19 protein-coding genes are annotated in these 16,954 nt (G+C 71.0%); 14 read left to right on the top strand and 5 right to left on the bottom strand.

Annotated elements, in window-relative coordinates:
- Positions 1-27 precede the first annotated feature (27 nt).
- Positions 28-945 (bottom strand): TetR/AcrR family transcriptional regulator, encoded by a 918-nt coding sequence (locus AW270_RS22215; protein WP_063819301.1) that lies wholly within the window; start codon positions 943-945, stop codon positions 28-30.
- 107 nt (positions 946-1,052) lie between these two features.
- Here AW270_RS22215 and AW270_RS22210 point away from each other — a divergent pair, with 107 nt between their 5' ends.
- Positions 1,053-2,495 carry an MFS transporter gene (locus AW270_RS22210; protein WP_157522405.1) on the top strand — a complete coding sequence of 481 codons (1,443 nt, stop codon included), beginning with the start codon at positions 1,053-1,055 and terminating at the stop codon, positions 2,493-2,495.
- Here AW270_RS22210 and cofC read toward each other — a convergent pair.
- Positions 2,484-3,110: a 2-phospho-L-lactate guanylyltransferase gene (gene cofC, locus AW270_RS22205; protein WP_082801748.1), complete on the bottom strand. Its 627-nt coding sequence runs from the start codon at positions 3,108-3,110 to the stop codon at positions 2,484-2,486. The two genes, AW270_RS22210 and cofC, sit on opposite strands and share 12 nt — an antisense overlap.
- A gap of 83 nt (positions 3,111-3,193) precedes the next feature.
- On the opposite strand from cofC, the gene AW270_RS22200 reads away from it, so the two are divergent.
- The 3 genes from AW270_RS22200 (at position 3,194) to AW270_RS22190 (ending at position 6,075) form a co-directional block, all read left to right on the top strand.
- Positions 3,194-3,871 (top strand): lysophospholipid acyltransferase family protein, encoded by a 678-nt coding sequence (locus AW270_RS22200; protein WP_061297058.1) that lies wholly within the window; start codon positions 3,194-3,196, stop codon positions 3,869-3,871.
- A gap of 21 nt (positions 3,872-3,892) precedes the next feature.
- Positions 3,893-4,897 (top strand): NAD(P)H-dependent glycerol-3-phosphate dehydrogenase, encoded by a 1,005-nt coding sequence (locus AW270_RS22195; protein ID WP_061297057.1) that lies wholly within the window; start codon positions 3,893-3,895, stop codon positions 4,895-4,897.
- A gap of 83 nt (positions 4,898-4,980) precedes the next feature.
- On the top strand, positions 4,981-6,075 hold the full coding sequence (locus AW270_RS22190; RefSeq protein WP_061297056.1) for a D-alanine--D-alanine ligase family protein: 1,095 nt from the start codon (positions 4,981-4,983) through the stop codon (positions 6,073-6,075).
- Positions 6,076-6,085: 10 nt separating this feature from the next.
- Here AW270_RS22190 and AW270_RS22185 read toward each other — a convergent pair whose 3' ends face one another.
- Complete coding sequence (locus tag AW270_RS22185; protein ID WP_061297055.1) at positions 6,086-6,505, bottom strand: DUF3515 domain-containing protein; 420 nt, start codon at positions 6,503-6,505, stop codon at positions 6,086-6,088.
- Positions 6,502-6,735 (bottom strand): Lrp/AsnC family transcriptional regulator, encoded by a 234-nt coding sequence (locus AW270_RS22180; RefSeq protein ID WP_061297054.1) that lies wholly within the window; start codon positions 6,733-6,735, stop codon positions 6,502-6,504. The genes AW270_RS22185 and AW270_RS22180 overlap by 4 nt, the downstream gene beginning before the upstream one ends.
- Before the next feature lie 64 nt (positions 6,736-6,799).
- Between AW270_RS22180 and AW270_RS22175 the strand changes: the two genes are divergently transcribed.
- The 3 genes from AW270_RS22175 (at position 6,800) to thiD (ending at position 9,850) form a co-directional block, all read left to right on the top strand.
- A complete protein-coding gene (locus AW270_RS22175; protein WP_061297053.1) occupies positions 6,800-7,732 on the top strand; it encodes a thiamine-phosphate kinase in 933 nt (310 codons plus the stop codon).
- A gap of 161 nt (positions 7,733-7,893) precedes the next feature.
- A complete protein-coding gene (locus AW270_RS22170) occupies positions 7,894-9,027 on the top strand; it encodes a hypothetical protein (RefSeq protein WP_169807353.1) in 1,134 nt (377 codons plus the stop codon).
- A 19-nt stretch (positions 9,028-9,046) separates the two neighbouring features.
- On the top strand, positions 9,047-9,850 hold the full coding sequence (gene thiD, locus AW270_RS22165) for a bifunctional hydroxymethylpyrimidine kinase/phosphomethylpyrimidine kinase (RefSeq protein WP_061297051.1): 804 nt from the start codon (positions 9,047-9,049) through the stop codon (positions 9,848-9,850).
- Positions 9,851-9,900: 50 nt separating this feature from the next.
- Here thiD and rpmB read toward each other — a convergent pair whose 3' ends face one another.
- The gene (rpmB, locus tag AW270_RS22160) at positions 9,901-10,086 is read right to left on the bottom strand and encodes a 50S ribosomal protein L28 (protein WP_030456605.1); all 186 of its coding nucleotides are present in this window, start codon (positions 10,084-10,086) and stop codon (positions 9,901-9,903) included.
- Positions 10,087-10,208: 122 nt separating this feature from the next.
- Here rpmB and AW270_RS22155 point away from each other — a divergent pair, with 122 nt between their 5' ends.
- The 7 genes from AW270_RS22155 (at position 10,209) to rpmF (ending at position 16,919) form a co-directional block, all read left to right on the top strand.
- Complete coding sequence (locus AW270_RS22155; protein ID WP_061297050.1) at positions 10,209-11,744, top strand: DAK2 domain-containing protein; 1,536 nt, start codon at positions 10,209-10,211, stop codon at positions 11,742-11,744.
- 34 nt (positions 11,745-11,778) lie between these two features.
- Positions 11,779-13,941 (top strand): ATP-dependent DNA helicase RecG, encoded by a 2,163-nt coding sequence (gene recG / locus AW270_RS22150; protein ID WP_061297049.1) that lies wholly within the window; start codon positions 11,779-11,781, stop codon positions 13,939-13,941.
- Positions 13,942-14,015: 74 nt separating this feature from the next.
- Complete coding sequence (locus AW270_RS22145) at positions 14,016-14,516, top strand: hypothetical protein (RefSeq protein ID WP_157522399.1); 501 nt, start codon at positions 14,016-14,018, stop codon at positions 14,514-14,516.
- Between the two features lie 535 nt (positions 14,517-15,051).
- The gene (rsmD, locus tag AW270_RS22140) at positions 15,052-15,618 is read left to right on the top strand and encodes a 16S rRNA (guanine(966)-N(2))-methyltransferase RsmD (RefSeq protein ID WP_061297047.1); all 567 of its coding nucleotides are present in this window, start codon (positions 15,052-15,054) and stop codon (positions 15,616-15,618) included.
- Between the two features lie 10 nt (positions 15,619-15,628).
- Positions 15,629-16,105, top strand: coding sequence for a pantetheine-phosphate adenylyltransferase (gene coaD / locus AW270_RS22135; protein ID WP_061297046.1), 477 nt, complete (start codon positions 15,629-15,631; stop codon positions 16,103-16,105).
- A gap of 75 nt (positions 16,106-16,180) precedes the next feature.
- Entirely contained in the window at positions 16,181-16,738 is a 558-nt protein-coding gene (locus AW270_RS22130; protein ID WP_061297045.1) for a YceD family protein, read from the top strand.
- Between the two features lies 1 nt (position 16,739).
- Positions 16,740-16,919 carry a 50S ribosomal protein L32 gene (rpmF, locus tag AW270_RS22125; RefSeq protein ID WP_030456611.1) on the top strand — a complete coding sequence of 60 codons (180 nt, stop codon included), beginning with the start codon at positions 16,740-16,742 and terminating at the stop codon, positions 16,917-16,919.
- Positions 16,920-16,954 lie beyond the last annotated feature (35 nt).

The raw sequence follows: 16,954 nt of genomic DNA, 5'->3' as shown, positions 1-16,954 counted from the left end.
ATTGCGTTTCGGGGGCGCCGTTCCTTTTCAGGGCATCGGGAATGTGCTCAGCGTGATGAACGTGATCACGTCGTCGGCCAGCACGATGTTGACCCGCTGGCCCGGCCGCAGGAGCCGCAGCGGGCCGGCCTCGAAGGCCGCGGCCGGGAACGGCACCTCGGTGCCGTCGTCGAGGTAGACCGACCCGGAACGGGTCTCGTCGTCGAAGGACTTCACCGTCGCCTGCACGCCGTCAGGGTAGTCGATGTAGGACGCCAGGCCCCTGAGGATGATGTCGAGCCCGAGGTCGAACCGGTAGTCGTTGGTCTCGCCGGTCATGTAGGGCGCCATCGCCGTCAGGTTCGGGTAGTCGTCGGCCGGCAGGTCGCGGAAGTAGCCCTCCATCTGCTCCATGACCTGGGCCCACTCCTCGGGCGTGGACGCCTTGAAGCGCTGCTCCCAGGTGCTCTCCTCCAGGGTGAACCCTTCGAGGAAGGTCGACAGCAGGTCGCCCGCGATGGCGGCCACCCGGTCGGGCAGGCCGCCGCAGCGCAGGATCGCCATCAGCTTCTCGACATTGGGCATCAGCTCGGGCGTGAACGGCACGTGCTGCATCGAGATCCACGCCAGGTCGCGGTGGGCGCGCAGGCGCTCGCGGCCGGCCCGCGCGAAGTCCTTGATCTGCTCGATCCAGTGGTCCGGGTCGGGCTCGGGCAGGCCGCCGCCGACGAACATGCGTTCGTACATGAGCCGGAAGAGCTCTTCCTTGTTCTGCACGTGGGCGTAGAGCGCCGAGACCGCGACGCCGAGCTCGGCGGCGACCTGGCGCATGCTCAGGCGGTGGTAGCCCTCGCGGTCGAGCACGACGTAGGCCGCGTCGACGATGCGGTCGCGGGTGAGCGGGACCTTCGCCGGACGCCGGGGTTCCTGCTCGTTCTTCTCCCACGGGGGCGTCGGCATGGTCATGAACCCAAGCCTTTCAGATGAACACTGTTCTTGCTTACTGAACACTGTTCATGCTAGAACAGTGTTCACTTCATTATGAACACTGTTCTCCTCCCGGGGGTAATCGCATGTCCCAAAGCACGGTCACGGGGGTGGAAGAGGGCTACCGGTGGCGCTGGCCCGCCCTCTTCGTCATCCTCGGCGCCGAGATCATGGACCTGATCGACGCCATGGTGACCAACATCGCCGGTCCGCACATCCAGGCCGAGCTCGGCGGCTCCGAGACGCTGCTCCAGTGGCTCGGCGCCGCCTACACCCTGGCCATGGCCACCGGCCTGCTCACCGGCGGCCGGCTCGGCGACGTCTTCGGCCGGCGCCGGATGTTCATCCTCGGCGCCGTCGGCTTCACCGTGAGCTCGCTGCTGTGCGGCCTCGCGATGTCGCCCGAGATGCTCATCGCCTCGCGGGCCCTCCAGGGCCTGTTCGCCGCCGTCATGCTGCCGCAGGGGCTCGGCATGCTGCGCGAGATGTTCCCGCCTTCCGAGATGGGCAAGGCGTTCGGCTTGTTCGGGCCGGTCATGGGCCTGGCGTCGGTCGGGGGGCCGATCCTGGCGGGGTGGCTGGTCGACGCCGACTTCTTCGGCACCGGCTGGCGCATGATCTTCCTGATCAACCTGCCCGTCGGCCTGCTGGCCATCGCGGGAGCGCTGCGCTACCTGCCCGAGTCGAAGTCGCCCACGCCGCCGTCGCTCGACCTGCTCGGCGTCGTGCTGGCCTCGGTCGCCGGGCTGCTCGTGGTGTTCCCGCTGGTCCAGGGCCGTGAGCACGACTGGCCCGCCTGGGCGTTCGTGATGCTGGCCGCCTCGGTCGCGCTGTTCGGGCTGTTCGGGTGGTATCAGGGGCGGCGGACCCGCTCCGGGCGCGACCCGCTGATCGAGGGCAGCCTATTCCGCAAGCGGGCCTTCAACGGCGGCCTGGTCACCGGGCTCGTCTTCTTCTCCGGCATGTCCGGTTTCATGCTGGTCTTCAACCTCTACACGCAGATCGGGCTGCACTACTCGCCGCTGAAGGCCGGCCTGGCGGGCGTCCCGTGGTCGGTCGGCATGATCATCGGCTTCGGGCTGGTCCAGCCGCTGATGAAGCACGGCCGCGCCTGCCTCCAGGGCGGCACGCTGATGATGACCCTCGGCGTCGTGCTCGTCTGGGTGACCCTCCAGATCGCCGGGCTCGGCGTCACCCCGTGGCAGCTCGCCCCCGCGCTGATCGTCACCGGCATCGGCATGGGCTTCCTGATGGCGCCCTTCTTCAACCTGGTGCTCGCCGGGGTGGAGCCCCACGAGACCGGCTCGGCCTCGGGCACCCTCACGGCCGTGCAGCAGCTCGGCGGCGCTTTCGGGGTGGCGCTGATCGGCACGGTCTTCTTCGACCTGCTGGGCGAGGTGCCCTCGCAGACCGCGTTCGAGAGCGCGATGGAGACCACGCTGTGGGTGGTCGCCGGGATGCTGCTGCTCACCTTCGTGGTGTCGTTCCTGCTGCCCAAGCACGTGCGGGAAGAGGACCTACAGCACTAGGCGGGCCACGGCGGCGGTGCGGGGCCCCAGGCCCAGCGCCGCCGCCGCTCTCAGGTCCTCGATCGTGTCGACGTCGCGGCGGACCGAGTCGACGTCCTCCAGGCAGAGCTCCTTGGCGCCGCCGGCCAGGTGCCGGGCCCGCGACTCGCCGCCGAAACGCGGCCGGAAGGGGACCCCGGGGCGCACCGCGTAGAGGACGGTCCCCACGTCGGCGGCGTCGGGCAGGAACGACTGGTCGAACTCGGCCGCCGCGGCCAGCACCCGCGCCAGCTCGGGCGGGCGCAGCGCGGGCAGGTCGGCCTGCAGGGCGGCCACCGCCCTGGGTCCCGCGCCGGCGGCCTGCGCCGCTCCCGCGCGCAGGGCCGCGTTCAGACCCACATCAGGGTCCGGTACGACCTCCGCCCCCAGCTCCGCCACCACCTTGGCCGGTCTCGGGTCGGCGGTCACCACGATCACGCGGCCGACCCCGCCGGTCGCGAGCGCGGCGGTCACCGTGTCGGCGGCCACCGCCACCGCCAGGTCCTCCCGGTGCGGCCCCACGGCGGCGGCCAGCCGGGTCTTGGCCCTGATCAGCGTCTTGACGGGGATGACGATCGTCCATCCGAGCCCTTCCATGCCCCCAGCATCGCGCCTCGACATCCGCTCAGGCCAACCGGGAGACTGGGGGTCCTAACCGTCATCAGTACGAGGTGTGTGAGATGACCCGCCGCCGACCCGGACGACCGTCCCTGTTCTGGGAGTCGGTCGCCGTCGTGATCATCAAGCCGCTCTCCCACCTGCTGGTGAGACACGACTGGCGGCGGGCCGACCGCCTGCCGCGCACCGGCGGCGTCATCGTGGCGACCAACCACCTGTCGCTGACCGATCCGGTGCTGCTCGGCCACTTCCTCTGGGCGGCCGGGCGCTGGCCGGTCGTGCTGGCCAAGTCGACCCTGTTCAAGGTCCCGGTCCTGGGCAGGGTGCTGGTCGCGCTGCGCGCGATCCCGGTCTACCGGGGCCGCTCCGACGCCAACACCTCGCTGGCCGACGCCGAGGAGCGCCTGGCCGAGGGCGGCTGCATCCTCTTCTATCCCGAGGGCACCATCACCCGCGACCCCGACCTGTGGCCGATGGCCGGCAAGACCGGCGCGGCCCGGCTCGCCCTGGAGACCGGCGCGCCGGTGATCCCGATCGCCCACTGGGGGGCGCAGGACCTCCTGCCGTACGGGGAGAAGAGGCCCCGCCTGTTCCCCCGCAAGAGCTTCAAGGTCATCGCCGGCGATCCGGTCGACCTGTCGGGGTTCGCCGGCCGTCCGGCCGAGGCGACGGCGGAGATCATGCGGGCCCTCACGCTGCTGCTCGCCGAGCTGCGAGGCGAGAAGGCGCCTGACATCTAACTAGCGCGTACGGTGAGTTCCATGACCAAGGCTGCCGTTTTCGGTTCCGGTTCGTGGGGCACGATGTTCGCGCTCATCCTCGCCGAGGCGGGCACGAAGACCACGCTGTGGGGCCGCCGGCCCGATCTTGTCGAGGCGATCAACGAGCGCCACGAGAACCCCGACTACCTGCCCGGGCTCCGGCTGCCCGACCGGCTGCGCGCGACCACCGACCCGGCCGAGGCGATGGACGGCGCCGAGTTCGTCGTGCTGGCGGTGCCCTCCCAGACGCTCCGCGACAACCTGGCCAAGTGGCGTCCCTGGCTGCCGCCGCGGGCGGTCCTGGTGAGTCTGATGAAGGGCATCGAGCTGTCCACCACGAAGCGGATGAGCGAGGTCATCGCCGAGGTCGGCGAGGTGCCGCCGGAGCGCATCGCGGTCGTGTCGGGGCCCAACCTGGTGGGGGAGCTGGCGCAGCGGCAGCCGGCCTCGACGGTCGTGGCGTCCTCCGACGAGACGGTGGCCGCCCGGTTGCAGGAGGCGATCCACCTGCCGTGGTTCCGGACGTACACGAACACCGACGTGGTCGGCGTGGAGGTCGGCGGCGCGGTCAAGAACGTGATCGCCCTGGCGGTCGGCGTTTCGGCCGGCATGGGCATGGGCGACAACCTGGCCGCGACCCTGATGACGCGAGGGCTGGCCGAGATCACCCGGCTGGGCGTGGTGCTGGGCGCCGACCAGCACACCTTCGCCGGGCTCGCGGGGATGGGCGACCTCATCGCGACGTGCACCTCCCCGCTGTCCAGGAACCGGACCTTCGGTGAGAACCTCGGACGCGGCATGACCTTCGACGAGGTCGTCTCGGTGACCAAGCAGACCGCCGAGGGGGTCAAGTCGTGCGAGTCGGTGCTGCAGCTGGCCCGCAAGCACGACGTGGAGATGCCCATCACCGAGGTGGTCGTCGGCGTCGTCCACGACGGCATGACCCCCGGCGAGGCGGCGATGCTGCTGATGTCCCGCACTCCGAAGCCGGAACGCTACGTGTGAGAGGGCGGCACATTGGGCTCTTTGCCCCGAGCTCGGACCTGACGAGGGGTTTTTCCAACCTCGACAGGATAGATTCGGACCTCATGAACCGGATTCGAGTCGCCGTCGTGTTCGGCGGACGCAACTCCGAGCACGCGGTGTCGCTGATGGGCGCCGGGAGCGTCCTGTCGGTGATAGATCGTGAAAAATATGACGTGGTGCCCATCGGCATCGCCCCGGACGGCCGCTGGGTCATCGCGGCCGACACGCAGAGCTACGCCATCGAGGACGGGGCCCTGCCGGTGGTCGACACCAGCGGATCGGCCCTGGCCATCCCGCCGGGCGACGGCTCGCTGGTCGCGCTCGACGCGGGGGACATCCCGCGCTCGATCGGCACGGTCGACGTGGTCTTCCCGGTCATGCACGGCCCCTTCGCCGAAGACGGCACCATCCAGGGCCTGCTGGAGATGGCCGGGGTCCGCTACGTCGGCTCCGGGGTCCTCGCGAGCGCCGTCGGCATGGACAAGGCGTACATGAAGGCGGTCCTCCAGTCGGCCGGGCTGCCGGTGGGGCCGTATGTCGTGGTGGCCGACCGGGCCTGGCGCACCGACCGCCACCGGGTGCTCAAGGAGATCGAGGAGCTCGGCTGGCCGGTCTTCGTGAAGCCCGCGCGGGCCGGGTCGTCGCAGGGCATCTCCAAGGCCTCCACGCCCGAGGAACTGGAGAGGGCGATCGAGTTCGCCCGCGAGCACGACCCGAAGGTCCTGGTCGAGGCGGCCATCCCCGGGCGTGAGATCGAGTGTGCCGTGCTCCAGGGCCTGGGCGACGAGCCGCCGGCGGCGAGCGTCCCGGGGGAGGTGCTGGTCACGGGCGGGCAGGAGTTCTTCGACTTCGAGGCGAAGTACTACCCCGACCAGATGGCGCTGAAGGTGCCGACCGACCTGCCCGACGAGGTCTCCGAGGAGCTCAGGGCGATGGCGGTGCGCGCCTACGAGTCGCTCGGCTGCGAGGGGCTGTCGCGGGTGGACTTCTTCTACACCCCCGACGGACGGCTGGTCCTGAACGAGATCAACACGATGCCCGGATTCACGTCGCTCTCGGTGGCGCCCCAGTTGTGGGCGGCGACGGGGCTGTCCTACCCGGAACTCGTCGACCGGCTGATCCAGCTGGCCCTGCAGCGCCCGCTGGGCCTGCGCTAGGGCTCGTGGCCTACGGGATCGTGGCCTTGATCGGGTCGGCCAGATCGACCAGGACGCTGCCCGGCTGATGGTTCGCGGAGATCGTCACCTCGACGTAGGCCTCACGGTTGACCGAGGTGAACAGGGTGGGGCGGGCGGGATCGGCGAACCAGCCGACGCCGTTGACGTCGCTCACCTCGGCGGTCGGATCCATCGCGGCCGGGCGGCTCACCCCGCAGCGCAGGGCGATCTCGCCGGGCCCCCACACGGCGGTGTAGGGGGACACCGGATCGGTGTCGGTGCGCTCCAGCCCCTCGATGCTGGCCGGGAGCCTCGCGGACAGGGCCTGGCAGGCGGTCGCGGCGGCCCCTTCGGGGGCGGGCGGGTCGAGGCGGACCGTCTGGGAACACCCCGCCGCCAGCACCACCACGATCAACCAGCCACGCTTCATATGTGGACGATAGGGCAGGTCAGCGTGCGCGTGATCCCTTTGACGGACTGGATCTGGGCGACCACCAGCTTGCCCAGTTCGTCGACGTTGTTGGCCTCGGCCCGGACGATCACGTCGTAGGGCCCGGTCACGTCTTCGGCTTGGGTGACCCCAGGGATCTTCGAGATGGCCTCGGCCACCGCCGCCGCCTTGCCGACCTCGGTCTGGATAAGGATGTAGGCCTGCACCATCAGGTCCTCCCGGGATTGATCACCACCGAAAGGTCAAGGTACCCCGAACACCAGGAGGTGTGACATCACAGTCGGAGAACTCGGCGAATTCGGTGTTGTTAGCCGGATATCGGGGCGTCTGCCCCAAGGCGCGACAGTCCTCCTCGGCCCAGGGGACGACGCCGCGATTCTGCGCGCACCGGACGGCAGGGTCGTCGTCACGACGGACATGCTCCTTGAGGGTAGACACTTCCGCCGCGATTGGTCCAGTGCGTACGAGATCGGCAGGAAAGCCGCAGCTCAGAATCTTTCCGACATATCAGCCATGGGAGCGGTGCCGACAGGGCTTTTCGTGGGCCTCGGCATACCCGCTGACCTGTCCGTTACCTGGCTCGACGGACTGATCGACGGACTGCGCGACGAGTGCGCCCTCGTGGGCGCCAGCCTGGCCGGGGGGGACGTGACGCGGTCGTCCACCGTGGTCCTCGGAGTGACCGCCCTGGGCGATCTTGAGGGCCGCGCGGCCGTGACCCGGTCGGGGGCCCGGCCCGGCGACGTGGTGGCCGTGGCGGGGTCCCTGGGGCGCTCCGAGGCGGGTCTCCAGCTCCTTCTGGCGGGATTGTCAGGTTTTGACGATCTCGTGGACGCCCACCGGCGGCCCCGGCCGCCCTACCCGGAGGGACCCCGCGCGGCCCGGCTGGGCGCGACGGCCATGCTCGACGTGAGCGACGGCCTGCTCCAGGACATCGGCCACATCGCCGCCGCCAGCGGGGTGGCGCTCGTCCTCGACCCCGTCGAGGTGCCCGACGATCTCGCGGCGGCGGCCAAGGCGCTCGGGGCCGACCCCGTCGGCTGGATCCTCACCGGTGGCGAGGACCACGCGCTCGCGGCGACCTTCCCATCAGGCGTTCTTCTACCGCCCGAGTGGCGGATTGTAGGAAATGTGGCCGAAGGGGATGGAGTACAGGCCGGAGGGCGGGAGAATGTCCCGGGGGGTTGGGATCACTTTCGAGGATGATGGGAACTTTGTGACAGCGGCAGCGTGACCTGTTATGAAGGTTGGCGGGTGCAGATCAGGAAGGACCAGCAATGGGGCGCCACCGGGCCGGACGTACGGCCACGACCCCGGTCAAGAAAACCACGGTTCCCATGCCGACGGTCGAGGAGGCCGGCGGCCCGATGACAGATCCGGCGCCGGCCGCGCCGCATCCGAACCCAGGTGATCACCTGCCCTCAGGTCCCCTCGCCGCCCCCGTCCAAGCTCCTCCCGGGCCGGTGACCGACCCGCCGGGCGAGGCCTCCACCGGGCCGTTCACGGGACCGACGCAGGTCCCCGGCGGGCCTCCGCCGATCCTCCCGCTGACCTCCTCCTCCACCGGCCAGCTCCCCACCGGGCCGATGACCGGGCCGGTGCTCGGCCCGCCGTCGACGGGGGCGTTCGCGTCCCCGGCGCAGGTCAGGCCTGTCGATCCGCTGGGCGACCCCGCCACCGGGCCGATCGCCGCCGATCCGCTGGCGGGTCCCGGCGTCCCCTCGACGGGCGCGTTCGCGGCCCAAGGGCCGACCCCACCGGTTCAGCCGGCCGCGGGTGATCCCTCGACAGGTCCTTTCACGGGCCCGGTTCCCGGTGTCCCGGTCGACGGTCCGACCGGACCTTTCACGGGGCCTGTCCTTCTTCCCCCGGCGAACGCGGCGGGCGATGCGGCCACCGGTCCTTTCACCGGTCCGATCGGGACCGGTCCGCAGGCCGCCTACGATCCCGCGACCGGGCCGATCACGGCTCCGGTGCGGGCCGCGCGCGAACCCTCCGCGGGACCGCTCCCGGGAGCGCCGGTCACCGCGCAGCTCAGCTACCGGTGGCCCGACGGCGAGGGCGACCCCGCCGGCGGCGAGACGCCCGAGCCCGCCGGTCCCCGGCCGGGACGGCGGCGGCGCAACCGGCAGACGACCACGCTCGCCCGGTCGCGGCGGATGGCGGTGATCTCCGGGGTGGCGGTCGTCGCGGCGGTCTGCCTCACCGTCGCCGGGATCCGGCTGACCTCCGGCGGGACCGAGCTCGTCGTGGTGCCCACGCCCAGCGAGGCGCCCACGCCGCCGCCGTCCCCGACGCCGGAGAAGCCCTCGCCGAGCCCTTCGCCGAAGGTCACCGAGTCGGCGCAGGCCACCTCGCGGCCCCACCCGCAGCCGGTGGTCACCAAGCCCAAGCCGAGCCCGAAGCCCAAGCCGACCACGCCCACGCCCGAGCCGCCTCCCGTGGAGGTCGACCTCGATCCCGGGCCGGCTCAGCCGGGGCTCGGGTTCAACCCGGGGTAGCGCCTGATTGGATGGCGGCATGACCCCACCGCGTGTGCTGACGATCGCGGGCTCCGATTCCGGCGGTGGCGCCGGGATCCAGGCCGACCTGAAGACGATGCTGGCCAACGGCGTACACGGCATGAGCGTGCTCGCCGCGGTCACCGCGCAGAACTCCCTGGGCGTGCAGGGCTACTGGGAGCTGCCGCCCGAGGCGGTGCGGGCGCAGCTCGACTCGGTGCTCTCCGACATCGGCGTCGACGCGGTCAAGACCGGCATGCTGGCCTCGCCCGTGCTGGTCGAGACGGTCGCCGAGGTGCTGGCGGGGGTCGGCGCGCCGATCGTGGTCGACCCGGTGGGGGTGTCCAAACACGGTGATCCGCTGCTCGAACCGGCGGCGGTGGGCGTGTTGAAGGCGCGGCTGCTGCCGCTGGCCACCGTGGTGACGCCCAACCTGTGGGAGGTCGAGCAGCTCACCGGCCTGAGGATCGAGGCCGAGGAGCAGATGATGGCGGCGGCGCAGGCCGTCTTGGCCCTGGGGCCGAAGTGGGCGCTGATCAAGGGCGGCCACCTGCCCGGGGAGCCGGTCGACCTGCTGACCGACGGGAAAACGGAATACCGCTACAGCGCCGAACGCCACGACAACGACCACACCCACGGCACCGGCTGCACGCTCGCCTCGGCCATCGCCTCGCACCTCGCCCACGGTGAGGACGTGCCCGACGCGGTCAGGCTGGCCAAGGACTACGTGACGGGTGCCATCGCCAACGGGTTCGCCCTCGGGGCGGGCATCGGTCCGGTCGACCACGCCTGGCAGTGGCGGCCTCTCGACGTGGTGCAGTAGGGGAACACGAAAAGGCCCGCCCGGGAGAGGGCGGGCCTTTTTCGACAGGTCTAGCGGGTGACCTTCCCGGCCTTGATGCAGGAGGTGCACACGTTCAGCCGCTTCGGCGTCCCGTTGACCGTCGCGCGCACGGTCTGGATGTTGGGCTTCCAGTTGCGGCGGGTTCGGCGGTGCGAGTGGGAGACGTTGTTGCCGAAAATCGGCTTCTTAGCGCAGACGTCGCAGACGGAAGCCACGGTCATCGCTCCTTCAAGGAATCAGAGAGCCCGGTCGTTTCGGGCAGAAAGGCCAGGCCGAACGGCTGGCCATATGAGGATAGCCGATGTCGGCCAATGCATGTTAAACGAAGGGATCACCCATGCTGGACGTGCTGGACACGCAGGCACTCCGGGCGTGGGCGCGCCGCTCGGCCGACGCGCTCGGCGCGGCCCGGGGCGACATCGACGCGCTGAACGTCTTCCCGATCCCCGACGGCGACACCGGCACCAACCTCCATCTGACCCTGCTGGCGGCGGCCGACGCCCTCGACGCGCTGCCCCCGGCCGCCGACCGCGAGACCGCGTGGCGGGCCTTCGCGCACGGCGCGCTCCTGGGGGCGCGCGGCAACTCCGGGGTGATCGTCAGCCAGGCGCTGCGCGGGCTGGCCGAGGTGCTCCGCGGCGCCGGCGACCTGAGGACCGGCCTGGCCAGGGCGGCCGAACTCGCCAGGGCGGCGGTGTCCCGGCCGGTCGAGGGGACGGTGCTGAGCGTGCTGGCCACGGCCGCCTCGGCGGTCCGCGACCTGCCGGGCGACCTGGCGGTGATCGCCGCGCGGGCGGCGGAGGAGGCCAGGAAGGCGCTGGCCAGGACCACGGGTCAGCTGGAGGTGCTGGCCAGGAACGGGGTCGTCGACGCGGGCGCGGCCGGGCTGGTGATCATCCTGGAATCTCTCGTTGACGTCGTCACGGGCGTCCACAGCCGCCACGAGGTGCCCGCGCCGGCCCGCCCGGTGGACCTCTCGGAGAGCCCCTCGGAGGGCTACGAGGTCATGTACCTCCTGGACGCCCCCTCGGTCGACGCCCTCAGGCGGGATCTCGACGCCCTGGGCGACTCGCTGGTGATCGTGGGCGGCGACGGGCTCTGGAACGTGCACGTCCACGTCGCCGACGCCGGGGCGGCGATCGAGGCGGGCCTGGCGGCCGGACGGCCGCACCGGATCAGGGTCACCTATCTCGGCGGCCGGGCCCACGTCACCGGTGGGCGCGGGGTCGTCGCGGTCGCCGCCGGAGACGGGCTCGGCGCGCTGTTCCGGCAGGCCGGGGCCGTGGTGGTGACCCGGGAGCCGGGGTCGTCGCCGCCGCTGGCGGCGCTGCTGGCGGCGATCCGGGAGGCGGGGTCGGAGGTGGCGGTGCTGCCCAACGACGGCGGGACCCGGGCCGTCGCGGCCGCCGCCGCCGAGATCGCCCGCGAGGAGGGCGCGTCGGTCAGCGTGCTCCCGACGCTCGCGTCGGTGCAGGGCCTGGCGGCGCTGGCGGTGCACGACGCCGCCCGGCGGTTCGACGACGACGTGCTGGCCATGGCCGAGGCCGCCGCGCACACCCGGCACGGGCACGTGTGGGTGGCCAACCGGGAGGCGTTCACGTCGGCGGGGGTGTGCCGTCCGGGCGACGTGCTCGGGGTCGTCGACGGGGACGTCGCCCTGATCGGCGCGGAGCTCGGCGAGGTGACCAGGGAGGTGGTCCGGCGGCTGACCTCGGCCTCCAGCGAGCTGGTCACGCTGGTCACGGGCGGAGAGACGGGGGAGGGGCTGGCCGAGGCCGTGCGGAGGGAACTGGCCGCCGAGCGGCCGGACGTCGAGGTCGTCACCTACGCGGGCGGGCAGGGCGGATATCCGCTGCTCATCGGTGTCGAGTGAAATCTGTCGGCCGGGCGCGGTAGAACTGGGTGTCGTGACCAGGTTCGACGAGCCGTTGAAGCGGGTGGTCGGCGACAAGACCGCCGCGCCGCTCGAAAGCGCCCTCGGCGTCGCCACCGTCGGTGAGCTGCTGCGCCACTACCCGCGGCGCTATGCCGAGCGGGGTGAGCTGACCTCGATCGCCTCGCTGGAACACGACGAGATCGCCACCGTCCGGGGCCGGGTGTCGGCGGTGCAGCGGCGGCCGATGAAGAACCGGCAGGGCACCTGGCTCGACGTCGAGGTCACCGACGGCAAAGACCGCATCCACCTGGCCTTCTTCGGCAAGGGCGCGTTCGTGGCCGAGCAGCGGCTGCTGCCGGGCACCGAGGCGACCTTCTCCGGGAAGGTCAACGTCTTCGTCTCCCCGAAGGGGGCGAAACGGCGCTCGCTCACCCACCCCGACTACGTCACCGACGACGAGGAGACGAGCGAGGAGTTCGCCACCGCGCCCGTGCCGATCTACCCGTCGGCCCAGAGCCTGGCGAGCTGGAAGATCGGGCGCGCGGTCCGGCTGATCCTCGACACCCTGTCCCTCGACGACCCGCTCCCCGCCGACCTGCGCGGGCGCCACAACCTGATCGGCCTGGCCGAGGCGCTGACCCTGATCCACCGGCCGCGCGACCAGGGCGACATCGCCCGCGCCCGCAACCGGCTCAAGTTCGACGAGGCCTTCAACCTCCAGGCGGTCCTGGTCCGCCGCCGCATGGCCGCCGACGCCCTCCCGGCCCGGCCGAGGCCCGGCAGCGCCGACGGCCTGCTCGACGGGTTCGACGGGAGGCTGCCGTTCGAGCTCACCGAGGGCCAGCGGACCGTGGGGGAGGAGATCGCCGCCGACCTCGGCCGCGACCACCCGATGCACCGCCTGCTCCAGGGCGAGGTGGGCGCGGGCAAGACCGTGGTGGCCCTGCGCGCGATGCTCCAGGTCGCCGACTCGGGCGGGCAGGCCGCGCTGCTGGCCCCCACCGAGGTCCTGGCCCAGCAGCACCACCGCTCGATCTCCGCGATGCTCGGCGACCTGGCGGGCGGCGGCATGTTCGGCGGCACCTCGGTGGCGCTGCTGACGGGCTCGATGGGCGCCGCCGCGCGGCGGCAGAACCTGCTCGACGCGGCGTCCGGCGCGGCCGGGATCGTGGTCGGCACCCACGCGCTGCTGCAGGACAAGGTCCAGTTCGCCGACCTGGGGCTGGTCGTCGTCGACGAGCAGCACCGGTTCGGCGTCGAGCAGCGCGACGCGCTGCGGGAGAAGTCGTCGTCCGGGCGTCCGCATGTGCTGGTCATGACGGCCACCCCGATTCCCCGGACGGTCGCCATGACGGTCTTCGGCGACCTGGAGGTCTCGACGCTGTCCCAGCTCCCCTCGGGCCGCGCGCCGATCACGACCCACGTGGTCCCCGCCGCCGAGAAGCCCCACTACCTGGAGCGGACGTGGGAGCGGGTGCGCGAGGAGGTCGGGCTGGGCCGCCAGGCCTACATCGTCTGCCCGCGCATCGGCGACCTGGAGGGCGACGAGGGCGACCTGACCAAGGACGCCGACGAGCGCCGCCCGCCCCTGGCGGTCCTCGACGTGGCCGAGATGCTGGCCTCCGGGCCGCTGGCCGGGCTGCGCGTCGAGGTCCTCCACGGCAAGCTGCCGCCCGAGGAGAAGGACGCGATCATGCGGGCCTTCACCCGGGGCGAGATCGACGTCCTGGTGGCCACGACGGTCATCGAGGTCGGCGTCGACGTGCCGAACTCCTCAGTGATGATCATCATGGACGCCGACCGCTTCGGCGTCTCCCAGCTCCACCAGCTCCGCGGCCGGGTCGGCCGGGGAGGCCTGCCGGGGCTGTGCCTGCTGGTCAGCGAGACCATGCCGGGCACCCCCGCCCGCGAGCGCCTCGACGCGGTGGCGAGCACGCTCGACGGTTTCGAGCTCTCCCGCGTCGACCTGGAACAGCGCCGCGAGGGCGACGTGCTGGGCGCGGCCCAGTCGGGGCGCAAGTCGTCGCTGCGGATGCTCCAGCTCCTCCGCGACGAAGACGTGATCGCCGCCGCCCGCGAGGAGGCGCAGAACCTGCTGTCCCACGATCCGGATCTGGAGAACCACCCGTCGCTGAAGGCGGAACTCGACGCGCTGGCGGCCGGGGAACGCGCGGAATACCTGGAGAAGACCTAGAGGGATACCACCCTGCCGGGAATGACGTTTCCCGTCGATTCTGAGGAATCGTGTACAGGTTCATTCTCGTGGCGATGGTCATCGCCTTCGCGGGCGTCGCGCCCGCCGCGTCGGCCGGCGCCGGGTGCCCGGTCGCGCCCTACGGGCTGATCGGGGAGCGCTATGCGCGGCTCGGCGGGGCCGCCACCTTCGGGTGCGCCGAAAGGCCGGAATACGACGTCTACCGGAACAGCGTGTGGGTCGGGCGGCGGCAGACGTTCGGCCGGGGACAGATCGCCTGGTCGCCTTCTCAGGGGTCCACCATGGTGGTGGCGGCGTGGCGCGTCGGCGTCCACGTGCATTTCAACTGGGGGCCGACGAATCCGTTCTCCTACGACAAGTTTCTCGTGCGTGGCGAATACACCAACATTCCCGGAAAGTGGTTCCAGGCGACCGTGCGCGGCGGCACCGGAGGACAGGTGAAATACGGCCTGCCGTGGGAGGACCATCTGCGTTTCGCCGTCGAGGGGTGCGACACCACCGCCGGGGGTTCCCGGTGCCGCCAGAGCTGGACCATCGGCGTCATCGCACCGTGAGAATCGCACCGTGAAAATGGCGCCGTGAAAATGGCGCCGTGAACGGGAATCCGGCTGAAAGACATCGCCGGACATCACCGACGTCGCGGTGAGGGGCGGGAGCGGGTGGTGAGCGCCGGTTACGGGGCGGTGCGGACGCGGGCGGCGGGGCCGGGGTGGGCGGAGCCGTAACGGAAGGAAGGCTTTTCAGGCATTCAAGAGACAGCGCTTGGTTGCGAAATGGCGGAGATACGGGAGCGATCCGTACCGGGGGCTGCCGGGCCGGTGGCCCTGGGTCATAGAAATGACCCAGGGCCCAGCCATGGGACGGCCTCCCCCCGAATGCCGTCCCCGGCTGGGCCCACCCTCGGGTCAGGTGCCGAGGGCGCCGGCGTGCGGAAGGGCTCACGATCACGCCGGCCGGCCTTCCCCTGGGTCACCTTGAAGGCCGCAGATTCATAGTGCAGGTCACCGGGCGTGAACGGAACGACCCTGGCCGTTCCTTCGCCAGGCATTACCGAGAGTTTCCCTTCCGGATCTCCGGGAGAATGGGCGCGTGACGCGTCTCATCGCCGGAATCGCCGGTGGCAGGCGGATCGAGGTCCCGCCCGGCAAGGGAACCCGGCCCACCAGCGACCGCGCCCGTGAGGGCATCTTCTCGACCGTCGGGTCGCTCGCCGGCGTGCCGGAACGGGTGGCCGACCTCTACGCCGGGTCGGGCGCCGTCGGGCTCGAATCGCTCAGCCGGGGGTCGGGCCACGCGCTGCTCGTCGAGTCCGACGCCAAGGCGCTGCGCACGATCAGGGCCAATGTCGCCGCGCTGGGCCTGCCGGGCGCGGTCGTGGTGGCCGACCGGGTCGAGCGGCTGGTCGCGCGCCCGTGCGAGGGCGAGCCCTACGACTTCGTGTTCGCCGACCCGCCCTACGCGGTCTCCGACGACGTGGTCGAGAAGATGCTGGTCCAGCTCAGGGAGAACGGGTGGCTCGCCGACGGGGCGCTCGTCGCGGTCGAACGCGAGACCAGAGGGAATGATCTGCGATGGCCCCCCGGCTATGAGGAGGCCAGGGCCCGTCGTTACGGTGAAGCGACCGTTTGGTACGGTCACGCCAACCAGGCCGATTGAGGGGGTTGTTGTGCGCAGGGTCGTCTGCCCCGGATCTTTCGATCCCGTGACGAATGGCCACCTGGACATCATTGGCCGCACGTCACGGCTGTACGACGAGGTCGTCGTCGCAGTCCTGATCAACATCGAGAAGAAGAGCCTGTTCACCGTCGAGGAGCGCATCGACATGCTCCAGGCGGTGACCAAGGAGTACGGCAACGTCCGGGTCGAGAAGTTCCACGGCCTCCTGGTCGACTTCGCCCGGCAGCAGGGCATCCCCACGATCGTCAAGGGGCTGCGCGCGGTCAGCGACTTCGACTACGAGCTCCAGATGGCGCAGCTCAACTACCGCATGTCGGGGGTCGAGACGCTGTTCATGTCGACCAACCCCGAATACTCCTTCCTGTCCTCCAGCAGGCTGAAGGAGATCGCCCGCTACGGCGGCGACGTGTCGGGCCTGGTGCCCGATCTCGTGCTTGAGCTGCTGGTAGAACGCGTGCGCGGCTGAGCCCTTCGGCGGGCTGGTATTCTTGCGTTTCGGCCTTGCACGACGGCGTTCATTCGCCATGCCTAAGAGACCAGGATGAAAGTGCACACCCTCGACCCACGCGCTCCATGGGTGATTTCGACCCATGACCTCGGGCGCCGCCCGGGGTCGATGCGCACGATGAAACCCGTTCTCCCGGCTCCGGCGGATGTCGCGGTCGGCTTGATCGGTGTCCCCAAAGACGCCGACGTCGAGCTGGATCTCCGGCTCGAAGCAGTGATGGAAGGCGTGCTCGTCACGGGCACGGCGCTGGCCCCTCTCACGGGAGAGTGCTCGCGCTGCCTGGAACCCCTGACCTCGGATGTCGAGGTCGACTTCCAGGAGCTTTTCTTCTACACGGCGGAAGACGCCGGAGAGGACGACCAGATCCTCGACGGCGAGCTGCTGGATCTTGAGCCGACCTTCCGTGACGCGGTGGTGCTCGCACTGCCGCTGAGCCCGGTGTGCAGCGACGACTGCACCGGTCTCTGCGCGGAGTGCGGGGTCAGACTGGCCGAGGCCGGTCCCGACCACCGCCACGAGACGCTCGATCCCCGCTGGGCATCACTGCGGGGCCTGGTTTCCAACAACGACGAAGACGATCAGGAGGCCTGACGTGGCCGTTCCCAAGAGGAAGATGTCGCGGGCCAACACGCGCGCCCGCAGGTCCCAGTGGAAGACCAGCGCTGTCGCGCTCGTGAGCTGCCCCCAGTGCCGCTCCCCCAAGCGCCCCCACATGGCTTGTGGCGAGTGCGGCACCTACAACCGCCGCCAGGTCATCGAGCCCAACGCCTGACCCGGTGTGACTCGACCGGCGTGACTCCATCGCCG

It is taken from the genome of Herbidospora cretacea, assembly GCF_001570605.1.
GTDB classification, from domain to species: domain Bacteria; phylum Actinomycetota; class Actinomycetes; order Streptosporangiales; family Streptosporangiaceae; genus Herbidospora; species Herbidospora cretacea.
The sequence above is the reverse complement of the archived record's forward strand: the minus strand, read 5'-3'. Positions and strand labels throughout refer to the sequence as shown.